A 15,172-nucleotide genomic window follows, 5' to 3' on the forward strand; every position below is an offset into this window, starting at 1 on the left:
GGAACGGCGCCCCGGTCCGGCAACGGGCAGGGCCGCCTAGGGCGCGCGCCGGGTCCCCGGCCGGAACGCCAGGGCCATCACCAAGCTGAGCGCAGAAGCCGTCATCACGCCGAACCAGGCGACCGTACCCATGGACCATCCCCAATGGCCGGCACAGGCCCAGAGCGACGCCGCGAGCAGACCGCCGCCGACACTCCGCAGCATGATCCGTTGCACCGGCGCGGCCCGCGCCCAGCCCATGTCGCGGCGGTGGCGGTTCATGGCGCAGGCCAGGGCCGTCCAGGCGGCGAAGGACAGAAAGAAAGCGAGAACGATCATTCGGCCGCCTCCTGCAGGTTGGAAGAAATCTCTTTCGCCTTTACTGCACGCTGATGGCCGCGGGCGGCAATCCGGGCCGCGACGATGAAACCAAGACCGAAGGCCAGACAGGTCAGATCGACGGCGGCAAGCTCCCACTGCCCGGCGGGCAGGCTTGCCCCCAGGTGCCGGTCTGTCGTCAGCGCATTCACCAGGGGAATCAGGCCGAAGGCGGCGGCGGCGATCCAGCATTGTTCGGTCCAGGCGCGGGCGGCGGGGCGCAGGGCCGCATGAACGGCCAGGGCCGCCCAGGCCAGGAACATGATATTCGCCTCCCAGGCTGCGCGCCCGGCGATATCGACCGGCACCAGCCGGTTGGCCCAAAGATATGCGGCGACGGCCGTGGGCAGGCCACAGACGGTCGCCACATTCAGGCGTTCGACCAGGGCGAAGCCGAGGCGCCGTTCCAGGCGCGCCCGCCGTTTCTTGGTCCACAGGATCAATCCTGAACCGATCATCGCCGTGCCCATCAGACCTGTAAGGAAATAAAGCCAGCGCAGCACCGGCCCGGCGAACAGACCTTCGTGCAGGGACAGCAATGTCTCGCTCACGATCCGGGGAGCGGGATTGACGGCGGGCGCATCGACCACGGTCCCCGTCGCCCCGTTAAACAGCACTTCCGCCCGATCACCTGAGACGCGCCGCGTGCTTTCGAGAATGCGGACCCGGGCCGCGACCGTACCGGGCCGCGTGATGTCCACGAAACCGATGTTGCCGGGCCCCCAAATACGATCCGCCTCGGCCAGCATGGGGGCGAGTGGCGCCAACGGCGCTGGAGCCGCCCGTTCCGTATTCCGGTCAAACGGCCGGCCACTGAACATGATATCCGTGAATGCGCGGCGGTTGTCCTCGCCCCAGCCGTATTCAGACGCGATCACCGGCGCCATGTAGAGGTAACAGATGAACAGCAGCCCCGAGTAGGTGATCATCAAATGAAACGGCAGGGACAGTACGCCGAGCAAGTTGTGGGCGTCGAGCCAGTTGCGGTGCCCGGTGCCGGGCCGGAAGGTGAAGAAGTCCTTGAAGATGCGGGCATGAATGATGACGCCGGTGACCAGAGCCGCGAACATGACCATGGCGCAGAACCCGACGATCCATTCCCCCGCCGTTGTCGGGATGTAGTGAAGCCGGTAATGCATGCGGTACAGCAGCCGGCCCCCGCCCGTGGCCCGGTACGCGACCTTTTCCCCGGTTTCCGGATTAAGGAACCCGCTCTGCCGTTTGCCGGTCGCGCCTTCGGTTTCGGGATAACCTTCGACGAAATACCGCAACTCCGGCTGTTCGCGCCCGCCCGGCGGGGACACCAGCCAGCGCCGGGCGTCCGGCATTTTCTCCTGCACGAATTTGAGGCCCAGGGCCAGGGCGTCCGCCTGCGTGACCTCCGCCGCGACCAGGGGCTTTTCCGGGCGCATCCACCGGTCCAGTTCGGCCTCCACATAGCCCGTCGTGCCGGTCAGAAAGACGAAGAACAGTATCCAGCCCATGAGCAGTCCGCCCCAGGTATGGAGCCAGGACATGGATTGGCGGAACCCTTCCTTCATCGCCGGGACTGCCGGGGGTGTTTATGCAAATGCGTGCTCATACACATAGGACGAACGGCGGGAGCAAAACCGCACCTTAATTGCGAATTATTCTCAACCAAGACGGCCGGCGACCGGCCCCAGCCAATGAGCCAGGCCGGCGCAGATTGCCGCCGGAATCAATATCCCGCCCCACATGCGGGCCAGCGGCCGGGCACGAAAAGCCCAGAGAACCACGCAGAGGTAGATGAGAAAGCTGGCCAGCACCGCCCATTGCATCGCTTCATAGCGGCTCAGCGGCAGACTCCGGGCCATGAGGACCGACGCCGCCCAGGCCAGGCCGTAGCCGCCCAAGACCGCCGCCGCGATGCGTTGGACGATATGGAGAAACGATGCGCCCGTCCCGGTCCGTACCCCGATCTGTGAATATGTCCTCATACCCATAAGACGAACGGCCAGGCGAAATCATCATACCGGGACTGATAAAAATTCCGCCGCCACAGCCTAACCACGACCTAAAAGTCCAAACGAATGCCGCCGAACACGGTTCGGGGGGCACCCGCATTGATGCGGTAGGTCCCGCCGGAGGCCGTGTAATAGGTTTCGTCGGTGATGTTTTTGACTCCGAGGTCAAAGCGCAGACGCTTTTCCTTGCCCACGGGCAGGTAGTACCACAGGCCCACGTCGAACAGCAGGTACTGGCCCAGCTTGTAGGTATGGGCGTCGTCACCGAACCGGGTGCCGACGTAGGTCACGCCGCCGCCGACCCCCAAGCCGTCAAGATTGGTCCCCGTATCAGTGAATTCATAACTGGTCCACAGGCTGGCGGTCGCCTTGGGCACGCCGCGCGGGCGGTTGCCGTCGGTCGAGGTATCCGTCGACGTGATATCCGCCTTGAGGAAACCAAGCCCGCCGCGGATGTTCCAACCCGGCGTCGGATTGCCGACCCCGGAGACCTCGACCCCGCTGGTGTTGACCTCACCCACCAATTGGGGCTCGCCGTTCACGGTTTCGACGACGTTTTCCTTCTTGATGTCGAAGACAGCGGCATTCAGCAGAAGCTTGCCGCCCAAGGCGTTCCATTTGATGCCCGCCTCGTATTGCCGCCCTTGTTCCGGTTCCAACACCAGAACGCTTTCGTTGCCCGATGAAATTCCCTGCGCCGTAAAGGTATCCGCATAGTTGGCGTACAGGGCGACAGTCTCGACCGGCTTCCAGACTAGACCTGCCGTTTTCGTCAGCTTCGCATCGCGCGGCTGTTCCGCGGTCGTGATGGCGTTGGTCAGAAGATTCTTGCGGTAAAAATCGCCGTTGTAGAACTCGTAACGCAGCCCCCCGGTCAAGTTGACCGTCGGCATGATCTCGATGTCGGTCGCCAAATACGGGCCGTATGATTTCTGCGACAGGTCGGTGAACTGCAAGGATGACGGGTTTCCGGAATCGTCGACCAGTATCTCCGGCGTCGGATTGTTGACCGTACCGCCGACCTGGTTGGCGCCGGCATAGTTACGCCAGTCATGGTCCTGTTGGTGATACTCGAAGCCGGCAACGAGCTCGGTGGGCATGACCAAGGTGTCAAACTTCCCGCGCGCCTGCAGGCGACCGAACAATGTCTGCAGGTTGCGGTCGTCGTTGCCTTGGACCCGCCGGGTCAAGGTGCCGTCCGCCGCGATGCTGCGGACCTCGACGTAAACGTCTTGTGCCTTTTCCGTATAATAGGCGACCTTGTTTTCCAGCGACCACGGACTGTCCCCCAAAGGCACGGCGCCGTCGAATTCGAAAATATGATAGGTCGCTTGACGGTCAACGAAGTCCGGATGGTAGGCCGTGTCCGTCGGCACGTCCGCGATCAATCGCGTGCTGCCGTTCCCGGCGACCGTGGGCAAACCGCGGTCCATGGTGCGATCGTCGTTGGTGACTTCATGGTTGACCCGCGCGGTCGCACCGCTGTCGCCGACCCAAAGGAACGACGTCGACAGGAATTGGCGTTCGACCTTGGAATTCTTCCGGAACGTCTCCCCCTGGTCGCCCGACGTGGTGATGCGATAGGCGAAATTCTCGCTGTCACCGATTGCGCCGGTGGCGTCGAAGGTGAGGTTCCGCTCACCGTCTTCGTCGAAATTGGTTTCGACGTGATGTTCGGCCTCGAACTGCGGTTTTTTCGTTACCACGTTCACGAGGCCGCCCGGTGTCATCTGACCGATGTCGGCGACAGGCCCTTTCATGATCTGGATGCTGTCCACCGTCGCCGGATCGAACCGGCCGCTGGTCTTCAATCGTACGCCATTTCGATAGATATCGTCGTCCCGCCGAAAGCCGCGGATGATGTAGTCCTCGCGCGTTCCACCGAACCCGTCAGCGCTCACCGTGTTGGGCGACAGCTTGTAGACGTCCTCCATTTCCCGGGCATGCTGATCCAGCAGCAACTGCTCGGGAATGATGTCGATTGTTCGCGGGATATCGATCAGGTCCTTGTCGAACCGGGTGCCCGTTTCCGCATGGCGGCTGTTGTAGCGCGATTGCTTGGTGCCCATGACCGAGACCGTGTCCAGCATCAGCGTTCCGCCCGCCTGGGGTTTGCTCAGGGTCACGGACTTTTCCCCGGCGAAATGCCAGGTCACGCCCGTACCGGTCAGAAGCAACTGCAACGCCTGCTCGGCGGTGTAATTCCCCTTAATGCCCTGGGTCTGCAGGCCGGCCGCCAGCGCCGTGTCGTAAACCAACTGCAGGCCGCTTTCATCGGCAAACCGGTTGAGCGCCGCCGCGAGAGAACCGGCAGGGATGTCGTAGACGCGGGATTCCGCCGACTGCGCCTGAAGGACCGTTTCCGGCGCGGGTGCTGCCCCCGCTGCTCCGGGCAGCATGATGACCAGCACCCCGGCCAATGCCGTCCCGGCAAGCAGCCCCCGCATTAATCCGCACCGGCGGTTTGCCTGCGCGTGGTTGTTCATCCGGATTCTGGTCGGCGTCATACCCATTCCCCTCTTGGTCCCCGCGCATCCGGCATTCCACCGTTTTAAACGCAATTAATTCTTACTCGTAATTATGTGACGGCCGGGGAGCAGGATAGAGGAGGTCCGAAGCGCATTTTTTTCACGCCCGCATCCCGGCCTGCGGGCCGCCACCGTTATTGATGCAGCAGGATCAGATAGTCGGTCAGGCGGGTGGACCTGAGGCCGAGCGCCGTTTCCAACGCCCCGACGACGGCGACCGGATCACGGGTGTCGAACACGCCGTTGACCCGCCGCTGGCGCAGCCCCGCACCGGTCAGGCGGATCAGGCCCGCGTGGTAGCGGTTCAGTTCGTCGATGACAGCGCCCAAGGCCCGGTCGCGGAACACCAGCTTGTCCCGGCGCCAGGCGGCGGCACTTTGCGGGTCCACGGTTTCCACGGCGCCGAGCCCCCCGGCCGCGCCGTAGCTGACCCGCTGGTTCAGGGCCAGGATCGTTTCCGCCCCGCCGTCGGTCGCCGCGACGGCGACCCGGCCCTCAAGCAGCGTCACCGACGCGCCATCGCCCAATACTCGCACGCTAAACACCGTGCCGAGCACCCGGCTGATTCCGCCGCCGGCGGCCACCGTGAAGGGCCGGTCCGGGTTTTTGACCACGTCGAACGCCGCCTCGCCCCGCAGCAGGCGGACCCGCCGCGGCCCCGTATCGTCCGGGCCAAAATCGACGGCGATGGCACTGGCCGTGTTCAACTGCGCGGTCGACCCGTCGGGCAGGGAAACCGTCCGCGTTTCCCCGACCGCCGTCACGGCATCGGCGCGGAGCCCCGTATCAATGCGCTGCGGCAGATCCGTGCCCAGCCCGAGGGCCAGAACCAGCCCGGCCGCGACGGCCCCCAGCGCCCAGCGGCGCCCGGTCCGATATCCATCCGTGGCCGGTTTTCCTGCCAATGACGTCGTTTCCACAGTGCCCGCCAGATCGCCAAGTGCATCCCAGGTCCGGGAAATCCGCTCGAACGCCCGCTGATGGCCGGGATCGGCGGCAAGCCAGCCGTCGAACGCCTGTTGTTCACGGTCCGACAGGTCGCCTCGGTCAATCCGCGCGAACCAAGCCGCGGCCTGCTCCAGGGCGGCGGCGGAGACGGGTTGTTTCGGGCGGTCGGACAAGTTGTATTCCCTTGATCTGTCAGGCCTTGGACGGCAGACCGCGCATAGAGACGCATGGTGCCAATAGGTATGACGAATGAAGCGGAGATTAGAGGAGGGGAAACCCTATTCTTCCGGGTCAAGGCGCGCGGCGCAGTGAAGCAGGGCCTTGCGCAGGTGCTTTTCCACCATGTTGCGGCTGATCCCCAGGCGGTCGGCGATTTCGGCCTGATCCAGGCCGTCGAACCGGCGCAACATGAACACCGCGCGACATTTTGGCGGCAGGCCGTCGACGATGCGCCGCAGATGGTCGATGTCCTGGCGCGCCGCGACGGCGCGCTCCGCCCCCGGCTGGCCGTCCGGAACGAAGTCGGCAACGACACCGTCGGCCATGATGGCCTGGCGGCGCTGTTCCCGGCGCAGGTGATCGATCGCCAGGTTGCCGGCGACGCGGTACAGAAAGGCTCGCGGATTATCGACGGGAGCCGGCGTTTTCGCGGTGACCGCGCGTACATAGGTTTCCTGCACGATGTCGGCAGCCATCGCCGGGCAGCGCACGCGGCGGCGCACGAAGACCATCAATTCCTCGTAATGGGCCTCGAAAGCCGTGATCAGGTTGTCCGCGGTCGTCGTGGTCATGAAATCGGCTGTAAACTCTTGCACGCCCGCCGTTTGCCACGGCTTCAGGCCTTATTCTTGGCGCGAAGATAGCGATATTAAGAATTATTCGCAATTACTGATTTCACGGATACACGGAGAGTATCAAGCCACCCTCGCCCGCCAGACAGGCCCTTATCGCAAGGAAAATTGCACCGGCACCACGACTTCCAACTTGTCACGGGACATGTCGCCGGGAATGGGCGGCAGGGGCTGGGCGCGGTTGATCATGGCGATGGTTTCCGTATCCAGCATGCGGTGGCCCGAGGATCTCTCGATCCGGTAGGCCAGGAGATGCCCGTCCCGGTCGATGGAGAAATACAGCAGCACCGCCCCTTCGATGCGGCGCAGACGGGCCGAACGCGGGTATTCCTTGTGCTTTTCCAACCAGGCCTGCAGCACGGACATGTAATCCGCCGCCGCGCCGGCCTGACCACCGCCCTGGGAATTGTCGCCGCTGCCGACGTCCTTGGCATCCTTGGTGCCGGCCTTGCCCTGGGAGCCCGCGACCGCCGGCGGCGGTGTGTGAACCGGGGTCGGGGCCACCGCTGCCGTTTCCACAGGCTTGGGCGGCGGTGCTGCCTTGGGGCGCACCACTTTGGGCGGCACGGGCAAGGGGTCGCGCGGGCGTTCCTCGACCGCCTTGACCGGCTCGATGGCGACCGCGTCGGGAACCACCGGCTCCACGGGCACCACTTCCGCCGGAACTTCGGGCGTTACCGCCTCGACGGTCTCAACCGGCTCGACCGGTTTCGCTTCCTGCGGTTCCGGAGAATCTTGGGCGTCGGAACCGGGTGCGCCCCCCGCCGGGCCCAATGAAATCTCGATCCCGCCGACACCCGGAAGCTGTGCCCCCGACGGCGCCGGGGTCCACAACACGACGGCGGCCGCAGCCGCGTGCAGAAACACCGCCCCGGCAATAGCCATATTCCAATGACGAACGCGAATTTCCATCACAGGGCCTTCGGTACGGTCAGCACGTTGACCTTCCGCACACCGGCAGCGCGCAGCAGTTCCATGATCTCGACCAAACGCACCGCCGGCGCACCGCCATCGGCCTTGACCCGGAAATGCGTCACCCCGGCCTCGACCGGCGCGATCAGGGCGGCCTTCAACCCGGCGTCGTCCACGGTCTTGCCGTCGAAGGCGATGCGCCCGTCGGTGCCGACCAGAATGACAGGACCGGCCTCATCCGGTTCCGTCTCGCTGGCGGAAACCGGCGGCTCGATATGGAAGGGATCGGTCGCCGCCAAATGTCCCGCCAGCATGAAGAAGATCAGCAGCAGAAACACCACGTTGATGAGCGGCAGAATGCGGTCGTCGTCATTGGTGCCACGCCCGGGGCCGGGCCGAAGGGAGCGCATCACTTATTCCTCCGGATCAGCGACAGGTTGGCGACCCCGGCGGCGGCCAGTGCATCGACCACCTGGACCACCTCCTGTACGGCGATGCCGTCGTCGGGGCGGACCAGCACGGGGCGGTCGGGTTTCTTGGCAAGCGCCGCCACGGCACGGCTCGTAATGCGGTCGAGCGACATGGTCTCACCGGCAAGCCGCAGACCGTCCGCGCGCACCTCGATCAACAAAGCCTGCTCCAGCGACGCCGACCTTCCCGTCTGTTTCGGCGAGTCCAGGGTAATGGACCGCCAATTGAGGAACGACGACGCCAGCATGAAGAACACCAGCAGGATGAACACCACATCGATCAGCGGCGTCAGCGAGATCAGGTTGCGGCGGCGACCGTTATTCGGCGGCGCCAGCGACAGGCGTGCGGTAGGCAGAGCCGGCATGGCTTTCTTCCGTCTGAGGGGCGGCCGTCAGGTCCGCCGTGAAGACCTGGGTCACCAGGTTGTCCATTTCATGGGCGGTGCGATCGATCATCCGTTCCAGCCAGTTGACCACCGCGACCGTCGGGATCGCGACCGCCAGTCCGACGGCCGTGGTCAACAAGGCCTCCCAGATGCCGCCGGACAGGATCGCCGGGTTGATGCGATTGCCCGCCTGCTCCAACTGCTGGAAGGCCTCGATCATGCCCAGCACCGTGCCGAACAAACCCAACAGCGGCGCCAGGGTGGCGATGACTTCGAGCGGGCGCATGTAGGCGCGCAACATTTCCAGCATGTCCAGACCACACCGCACGACCTCTTCACGGACCTTGCCTTCGTCCAGGTCACGGCGCGCTTTGCCACGCATGGCCAGCAGCACGACCCGCGCCGCCGGATTGGGCGAAGCGCGCAGAAGCTCTGCCGCGCGCGATGCCTTGCCCGTACGGTACAGGGCCAACCCCCGGCGCGCAGTGTCCCGATCCCACAAGCGGACGCCGCGGAACTGCCACAGCTTCAGGCCCAAAATCGCCACGGCGACGACGGACATGGCGATCAGGATGGCGACGACGGGTCCGCCGGCAATCAACCAGTCCAGGCCCTGCGCCAACATTCCGGGATCTTCCGCGACGGCTGCCAGCGGGTCCCCCACCTGTTGGTTCTCCATTTGATTACTCCTCTAACCCCTGGGTGTTGCGCCCCAAGCGGGCACGACAATGACTGCCCCGCATCCGCTTCGACACGGGCTGCCTATTCAATAAGACGATTGAAAAACCGAATTCCTTCACGCCGATATCCAAAAATTCTTACTTAATGAAAGGCTGGGCCGCGCGCGACGACACAGACACAAGCGCAAGACAGTCCGCAGGTTCAGCCTTCGCCCCTTTGCAGGACATCACACCGTTCAACAGCATGCGCCCGATCGCCTGGCATTGAATGCCGCTGATATCGAATACCTTCAGGCTGGTTTTGCCGGCGCCGATGGGGGCCGCCTCAACGGCGACCCGGCGCTGCACGATCCCGTCCGCATCGAAGGTGACAAGGTCCAGTTTCAGCGATGTGAATGCCGCCGCCGTCCCGTTCGACAACAGCAAATAGGCCCGGCAGGCGTCGCCGGCGGCCTCCAGCTTGTTCAACTCGACCCCGATGCGGCCTTTTTCCACAGCCGATGCGGCACCGCCGGAAAGACAAAGGCCGGCGACAAGCAAGGCGGCGGCAAGGACGGACGGGATGCGGTTGTTCATTCTGGGCCTCGTATGCTGGCTTCGGTGGGGCGCCGCCGGGGCTGATCCCCGGCGGCAGCACAGGTGATTGGCTGTTCCATAATGCGATTGACTATTAATATCAAGTCAATACCTCCAATGCACTTCCTTCTTGATCTGCCGCCTACCACGCGGCGCGAAGGCCGACGAAAACGGACCGCCCGGTTCCCGGTTCGAACAGGGCCGAACTGTCGGTCGCGGTCGCGGCGACGCTGGAACTGGCGATATACTTCGTGTTCGCCAGGTTGCGCAGGTCGATGAACATGGACACATCCTTCGACACCTCGTATCCCGCACGGAAGCCGAACAGGACATAGGACTTGGTCGCCACGGAATTGGCGTTGTCGACGAAATAGGCCTCGGGCACCCATTCGATGTTGGGCCCGGCATGGAAGCCCAGGGGATGGTGGTAGGTCAGCGCCGCCCGGATAAAGTGCTTGGGCGCCCCGGGCAGGTCGTTGTCGCCCCAGGTCGCGTCGTCATCGAACTTGAAGTCGCTGTAGGTATAGGCCGCGTCGAGCGACAGGCTGTCCCCCTTATCGCCGCTTTCCAGCAGGTTTCTGGCAAAGGCCCAGCCAATCCCGGCCTCGATGCCCTGGTGGATGGTCTTGTCGGCGTTGGTGACGGAATAGTTGCCGCCGCCCAGGTCGAAGTACTGGAACTCATCCTTCAGATGGGCGCGGTAGATGACCAGGTCCCAGCTCAAATCCCGGACCATGCCGCGGGTGCCGATTTCCAAGGTCGTCGCGGTTTGGGCCTCGGTATCGGACAAGGTGGTGTTGGTGAAGTTCAGTTCACCGAAGGTCGGTGCTTCGCCGCTGCGCGACAGGTTGCCGAACACTTGCCAATCGGGCGCCGCCTGCCACAGCAATCCGACCTTGGGATTGACAAAGGTGTAATCGTTTTCGCCCGAGGTGTCGGTCGCATTGTCGAAGCGGTCATTACGTTTGCGCGTCGCATGGAGGAACTGCAGCCCGCCGATCAGCGCCAGCCCCGGCCGCAAGTCATAGGCGTTTTCCACATAGGCCGCATAATTGACCGACCGGTCCGACGATGCGGACAATAGCCCGCCCTTGTTCCCGGCGTTATTGGTCGACTGGGTGTTGTCGACCCAGCCGCCGGAAATCGTCAGCCCAGCCGTCAGGCGGTTGCCGTGGCCGGCGATTTCCCGTTCGTCGACGATCCGGCCGTAGGCGCCGAAGTCGTGATAGGTGTAATCCAGATACTGGAAGATCGGATGGATCAGGTGCTTGTTCACGGCATAGCCGCCCAGTTCCACCGTCGCCGTATCCAACTGCAAGGTCGTCTTGTTGGCGAAGCGCCAGGATTCGATGTTGCGCTGGTAATCGCGGGTCAGATTGGCGGACGCCGCCGTCTTGGGATCGGTCAGGGCGGCGGTCTTGGTCACCGACCCGGGGATGTCCTGCTGAATGTCGGCGTAGCCCATGTAGAAGCGGGTTTCCAGGCTGGGATTGATGCGCCAGCCAACATTGCCCGAGGTACGGATGGAATGACCGCCGCTGTGGTCGCGATACCCGCCCTGGCGCAACCAGGACGCCGTGGCGAAGACATCGACGACGCCGTTGTTGCCGCCGCTTGAGACCTGGCCCCGGCGGAAGCCGAAGCTGCCCAGGTCGAGACGCCCCTGCGCAAGATCCGCATCATATCCCGTGGGCGTCACGAAATTGATCGCCCCACCCAGGGAATTGGCGCCATAACGCAGCGCGTTCGCACCCTTGTAGACCTCGGTATAACGAAACGCTGTCGGGTCCAGTTCCTGGAAATCCGTGCTGCCGTCGGCCGCATTGATCGGCACGCCATCCTGGTACAGCTGAATGCCGCGCATGTGGAAGTTCCGCGACAGACCCGAACCGCGGATGGACAGACGCGAGTCCTCACCCCACTTCGGCTGCACGAACACGCCCGGTGTGTATTCGAGGATGTCCTTGAGCGTGCCCGAAGCCGTGTCCTTCCAGGCCGTGTCGGGCACCAGTTCGACGCCGCCGGGGGTGCGTTCGATCAGGCGGCGGGCATCGTCCGTGCCCGGCACGGTGAGCGACGGCGCGGCGGTCCCGGTGACGGTGACCGGGTTCATTTCAACGGGCGTCGCCGTGCCCTCGGCCGCCGCCGCCGGAATGGCGGCCGCGGTCAGGGCTATGGCGATGAGGGCGCCGAGCGGGTTGCGGATCGGATATCGGTTCATGGTCGTATTCTCCTTGGCACCGGGCTGGCCAGTCGCGCGCATTGCGCCTCGGCGGCATCGTCCCCGGTACGGTCGTCAATGTTTGTGGGCGTGCGGATTGGCGGTCAGAGTCAGGGTCGGGGCCGGGGACGTAAGATCCCGGCGCGATTGTCCCGGCTTGGGTACCTCGACCCAAGCGCGGGTCCCTTGCGCGCAATCCTGGATGACCGGAAAGATCAGCACCCCGCCGTCGGCGGCGTCCGGCAATTTCATCTGCAGGGCGAACTCGTCGAAGTGTTCGTTCGGCAGGGAACCGCCGTGCCACACGATCTCGGAAACCACTTCCGTAACCGTCTTGCCGTGCGGACCGGCAACCGGTTCCGGCAACGTCTTCTTGCGGATGTCGATGGTCCAACCCGCCTTGGGTTGGGACCGCACGCTGAGGATGCCCGATGGAATCTGCACCGTGACGCGGACGGTCGGCGACGTGCCGCAGCCGTGTCCGACGCGGAACAGGGCCTTGTAGTAGGAACCGGCCGCGGCTTCGCGTTTGTCGAGGACGATATGGGCGGACGCCTGTGCACCCATGAACGCTGAAATAAGAACCGCGCAACCGGCAGCCGAGACGAAACGTCGGGGCATGTTTTGCTCCTATGATGTATAATTTATGCATGTTCATTACTGCCATATAACATGTATGTCAATTGCATGTTATATGGATTTAGGATCGCTGGCCCACGCCTGCAGGGCTTGGCAGCCGTCTACTGCCGTCACAACGCGAAGGGTGTCGGACGCGCCTTAGGGGCGCCGATACCTGCGGGGATCAGCCGAGGAGACTGGGGGGCGCGCGGGAGCCGAGCGGCAGGCGGTCCGCCGACGCCGGCAGGCCAAGGGCGGGCGGCAGAAGGCCGGAGACGCTGCGAACCGCATGGACCGTCAGCAGGACAGGCTGTTCAGGAACCGCCAGGGCCTTGCCCGCGACGGTTGCAAAGGGGCATTTCTGCATCCCTTCGCTGCCGGGGGTGGCCGGGCCGTCCGGCGCGACCCGATTGCCCGTCTTATCGAGGACGACCGTCTGCAGACCGGCCCCGGTACAGATGACGACCTCGTACCGGCCATCGCGCAGGGAGTCCGTATCGAGCATGTAGCCCGCCGGAAGAACCGCTTGCAGGGTGAACAGGAACAGGGCAAGCCACGCAACCGCGCGCCGCGCCCCCGATCCGTATCCTGTGTAACTCCCCCTGATCATGTTCCTACGAAAGCATCGCTTCGGCGAAGCTGTCCAGCTTTTTTGTGCGACGCAATACAAGTTTCCACCAGCGTAGTGCGGCATCGCACCCGAACGGCATGCCAATCCGACGAAAGCCACCTTATTAGAAACAGACTCAAAATTAGAAACAGACTCAAACGTTATTGAGAATCATTCTCAATAACTGTACGTTGTCGGTGGGCCGAGGCGATTACCCCGGAACCACAAGTGCGGCCCATTCCCTGCCCGCAGATGCCACGACACGATCAGGCCACATGAAGATGATCGACGCCCACGGACCGGCAACATGACGAGACACCCGTTCCACTCCCTGGCTCAGGCTGCGGAGATCTACTACGAGGAACTGCGTCGCTTCATCCTGCGGCGGACGGGGTCGCTCGCCATCGCCGAAGACGTGGTCCAGGAAACCTGGATTCGCGCAACCACATCCGGCGCCGTCATGCCCGACAACCCCCGGGCCTATCTGTATCGCATGGCGGGAAACCTGGCGATCGACCACATGCGCCGAAATCGGCGCCGGGAAACCTGGGTCGATGGCGATGCCGACGACGGGATGCTGGCGCACCTAGAATGCCAAAGCCCCGCCCCCGACGATGTCGTCTCGGCGCGACAGGAATGGCATATCCTGACCCAGGCGGTTGCGGAACTTCCCGATAAATGCCGCGAGGTCTTCCTGCTGTACCGCGGACGCGGCCTGACCATGCGTCAAGTCGCACAGACCTTGGGCATTTCCGACAAAACCGTGGAAAAACATATCGCCCGCGCCATGGTCCATTGCCGCCGGCGCCTGCGCGATGCCGGGCGCGACGTGTGACCGCCCCAACGCCCCAGATAAGCAGGGCCCGAAAACCGGCACGCGGATTTCATGGGGGATTTTCCGGCCGCCAACCGTCTTATTCTTAAGAGCCCCGCATAGAGCGGCCGACCCGGCACCCCGTTGACACCCGCCACAGGTTCAAATGACCGACGATCAGGATCATTCCACCCACCAGCCTCCGGACGACGTGATTTTCGCACAGGCCGTTTCGTGGCTGACGCGCCTGCGCGAACGGAACGCGGACGCGGCCGACTTTCAGGCATGGCTTGCCGCCGATCCACGGCACGATGCGGCCTTCGCCGAGGCTGAATGCCTGTGGGGGCGGCTTGAACTGCCGACCCGAAAGCTGACCGATACGGAAATCGGACGAACACACACCACCCGGTGGCAACGCCCGCTCCACGGCCTTGCCGCCGCAGCCGCCCTGATGATCCTGCTGGGGGCAGGGCTGCTGTGTCGCGACGACATCGCGATCCGCCTGCAAAGCGATTACATAACGTCGATCGGCGTGCGCGCCCCCGTTGACCTTGCCGACGGCAGCCGCATCACCCTGAACACCGACACGGCAATCGCCATCGACATGACCGATAACGGCCGCCATGTCCGCCTGTTCAGGGGTGAGGCCTGGTTCGATGTCGCGCCGGACGCCGCCCGTCCGTTTACGGTCGACACCCCCATGGGTACCGTCCGCGTGACCGGCACGCGATTCAATCTGCGTATCGCCGACAGCAAGGCCGACGTCAGTCTGACCGAAGGCAGGGTCAGACTGACCGACCGTCGCCTCGGCGACACCCTGATCCTGACCCCGGGGGAAAGCGCCCAATTGACGGCGGCGGGGATCTCACCGCCAAAGCCCTTCGACCGGACCGCCGTGACTGCCTGGCTACGCGGACAGTTCGTGTTCTATGACATGCCACTGTCCAGCGTGGTTGCCGAAATCAACCGTTACAGCCCGGGCCGCATCGTGATCGCCAAGGATGCACTGCGCGACCTCAAGGTCAGCGGAGTATTCCACACGGACGACCCCGGCGCGGCGCTTCGCGCCATCACGGACACCCTGCCCCTCAGCGCAACACGCATCACAGGCTATCTCGTCGTGCTGCATTAAAAACGCGCCGCGCCCGCCATCCAAGGGCATGAAAAATTATGCCGGCAGCACTGGGGGAAACGGACCTTCAACCCCGTCTCATGT

The 15,172-nt window shown here is 64.0% G+C and carries 16 protein-coding genes; 2 read left to right on the top strand and 14 right to left on the bottom strand.

Going from position 1 to position 15,172, the window contains the following annotated elements; translation table 11 throughout:
- Positions 1–36: 36 nt before the first annotated feature.
- From KFF05_14355 to KFF05_14420, 14 genes are all read right to left on the bottom strand, one after another.
- Positions 37–318 (bottom strand): DUF3325 domain-containing protein, encoded by a 282-nt coding sequence (locus KFF05_14355; protein ID UTW51093.1) that lies wholly within the window; start codon positions 316–318, stop codon positions 37–39.
- Positions 315–1,874, bottom strand: a complete 1,560-nt coding sequence (locus KFF05_14360) for a PepSY domain-containing protein (GenBank protein ID UTW51094.1) — start codon at positions 1,872–1,874, stop codon at positions 315–317. The genes KFF05_14355 and KFF05_14360 overlap by 4 nt, the downstream gene beginning before the upstream one ends.
- 117 nt (positions 1,875–1,991) lie before the next feature.
- The gene (locus KFF05_14365) at positions 1,992–2,315 is read right to left on the bottom strand and encodes a hypothetical protein (GenBank protein UTW51095.1); all 324 of its coding nucleotides are present in this window, start codon (positions 2,313–2,315) and stop codon (positions 1,992–1,994) included.
- A gap of 77 nt (positions 2,316–2,392) precedes the next feature.
- Complete coding sequence (locus KFF05_14370; GenBank protein ID UTW53729.1) at positions 2,393–4,828, bottom strand: TonB-dependent receptor; 2,436 nt, start codon at positions 4,826–4,828, stop codon at positions 2,393–2,395.
- 176 nt (positions 4,829–5,004) lie between these two features.
- Positions 5,005–5,991 carry a FecR family protein gene (locus KFF05_14375; protein UTW51096.1) on the bottom strand — a complete coding sequence of 329 codons (987 nt, stop codon included), beginning with the start codon at positions 5,989–5,991 and terminating at the stop codon, positions 5,005–5,007.
- Positions 5,992–6,096: 105 nt separating this feature from the next.
- On the bottom strand, positions 6,097–6,609 hold the full coding sequence (locus tag KFF05_14380) for an RNA polymerase sigma factor (protein ID UTW51097.1): 513 nt from the start codon (positions 6,607–6,609) through the stop codon (positions 6,097–6,099).
- Positions 6,610–6,762: 153 nt separating this feature from the next.
- A complete protein-coding gene (locus tag KFF05_14385; protein ID UTW51098.1) occupies positions 6,763–7,581 on the bottom strand; it encodes an energy transducer TonB in 819 nt (272 codons plus the stop codon).
- Complete coding sequence (locus KFF05_14390; GenBank protein UTW53730.1) at positions 7,581–7,991, bottom strand: biopolymer transporter ExbD; 411 nt, start codon at positions 7,989–7,991, stop codon at positions 7,581–7,583. Before KFF05_14390 ends, KFF05_14385 begins: the two co-directional genes overlap by 1 nt.
- Positions 7,991–8,416 (bottom strand): biopolymer transporter ExbD, encoded by a 426-nt coding sequence (locus KFF05_14395; protein ID UTW51099.1) that lies wholly within the window; start codon positions 8,414–8,416, stop codon positions 7,991–7,993. Before KFF05_14395 ends, KFF05_14390 begins: the two co-directional genes overlap by 1 nt.
- Positions 8,370–9,116 carry a MotA/TolQ/ExbB proton channel family protein gene (locus KFF05_14400; GenBank protein ID UTW51100.1) on the bottom strand — a complete coding sequence of 249 codons (747 nt, stop codon included), beginning with the start codon at positions 9,114–9,116 and terminating at the stop codon, positions 8,370–8,372. The genes KFF05_14395 and KFF05_14400 overlap by 47 nt, the downstream gene beginning before the upstream one ends.
- 139 nt (positions 9,117–9,255) lie before the next feature.
- On the bottom strand, positions 9,256–9,693 hold the full coding sequence (locus tag KFF05_14405; protein ID UTW51101.1) for a Tat pathway signal sequence domain protein: 438 nt from the start codon (positions 9,691–9,693) through the stop codon (positions 9,256–9,258).
- A gap of 142 nt (positions 9,694–9,835) precedes the next feature.
- Positions 9,836–11,914, bottom strand: coding sequence for a TonB-dependent receptor (locus KFF05_14410; GenBank protein UTW51102.1), 2,079 nt, complete (start codon positions 11,912–11,914; stop codon positions 9,836–9,838).
- Between the two features lie 75 nt (positions 11,915–11,989).
- A complete protein-coding gene (locus KFF05_14415; protein UTW51103.1) occupies positions 11,990–12,535 on the bottom strand; it encodes a YcnI family protein in 546 nt (181 codons plus the stop codon).
- A 181-nt stretch (positions 12,536–12,716) separates the two neighbouring features.
- Positions 12,717–13,142: a DUF2946 domain-containing protein gene (locus KFF05_14420; protein UTW51104.1), complete on the bottom strand. Its 426-nt coding sequence runs from the start codon at positions 13,140–13,142 to the stop codon at positions 12,717–12,719.
- 307 nt (positions 13,143–13,449) lie between these two features.
- Here KFF05_14420 and KFF05_14425 point away from each other — a divergent pair, with 307 nt between their 5' ends.
- Entirely contained in the window at positions 13,450–13,977 is a 528-nt protein-coding gene (locus tag KFF05_14425) for an RNA polymerase sigma factor (GenBank protein UTW51105.1), read from the top strand.
- 145 nt (positions 13,978–14,122) lie between these two features.
- Entirely contained in the window at positions 14,123–15,088 is a 966-nt protein-coding gene (locus tag KFF05_14430) for a FecR family protein (GenBank protein UTW51106.1), read from the top strand.
- Positions 15,089–15,172 lie beyond the last annotated feature (84 nt).

Source organism: bacterium SCSIO 12827, from assembly GCA_024397995.1.
GTDB lineage: Bacteria > Pseudomonadota > Alphaproteobacteria > Rhodospirillales > Casp-alpha2 > UBA1479.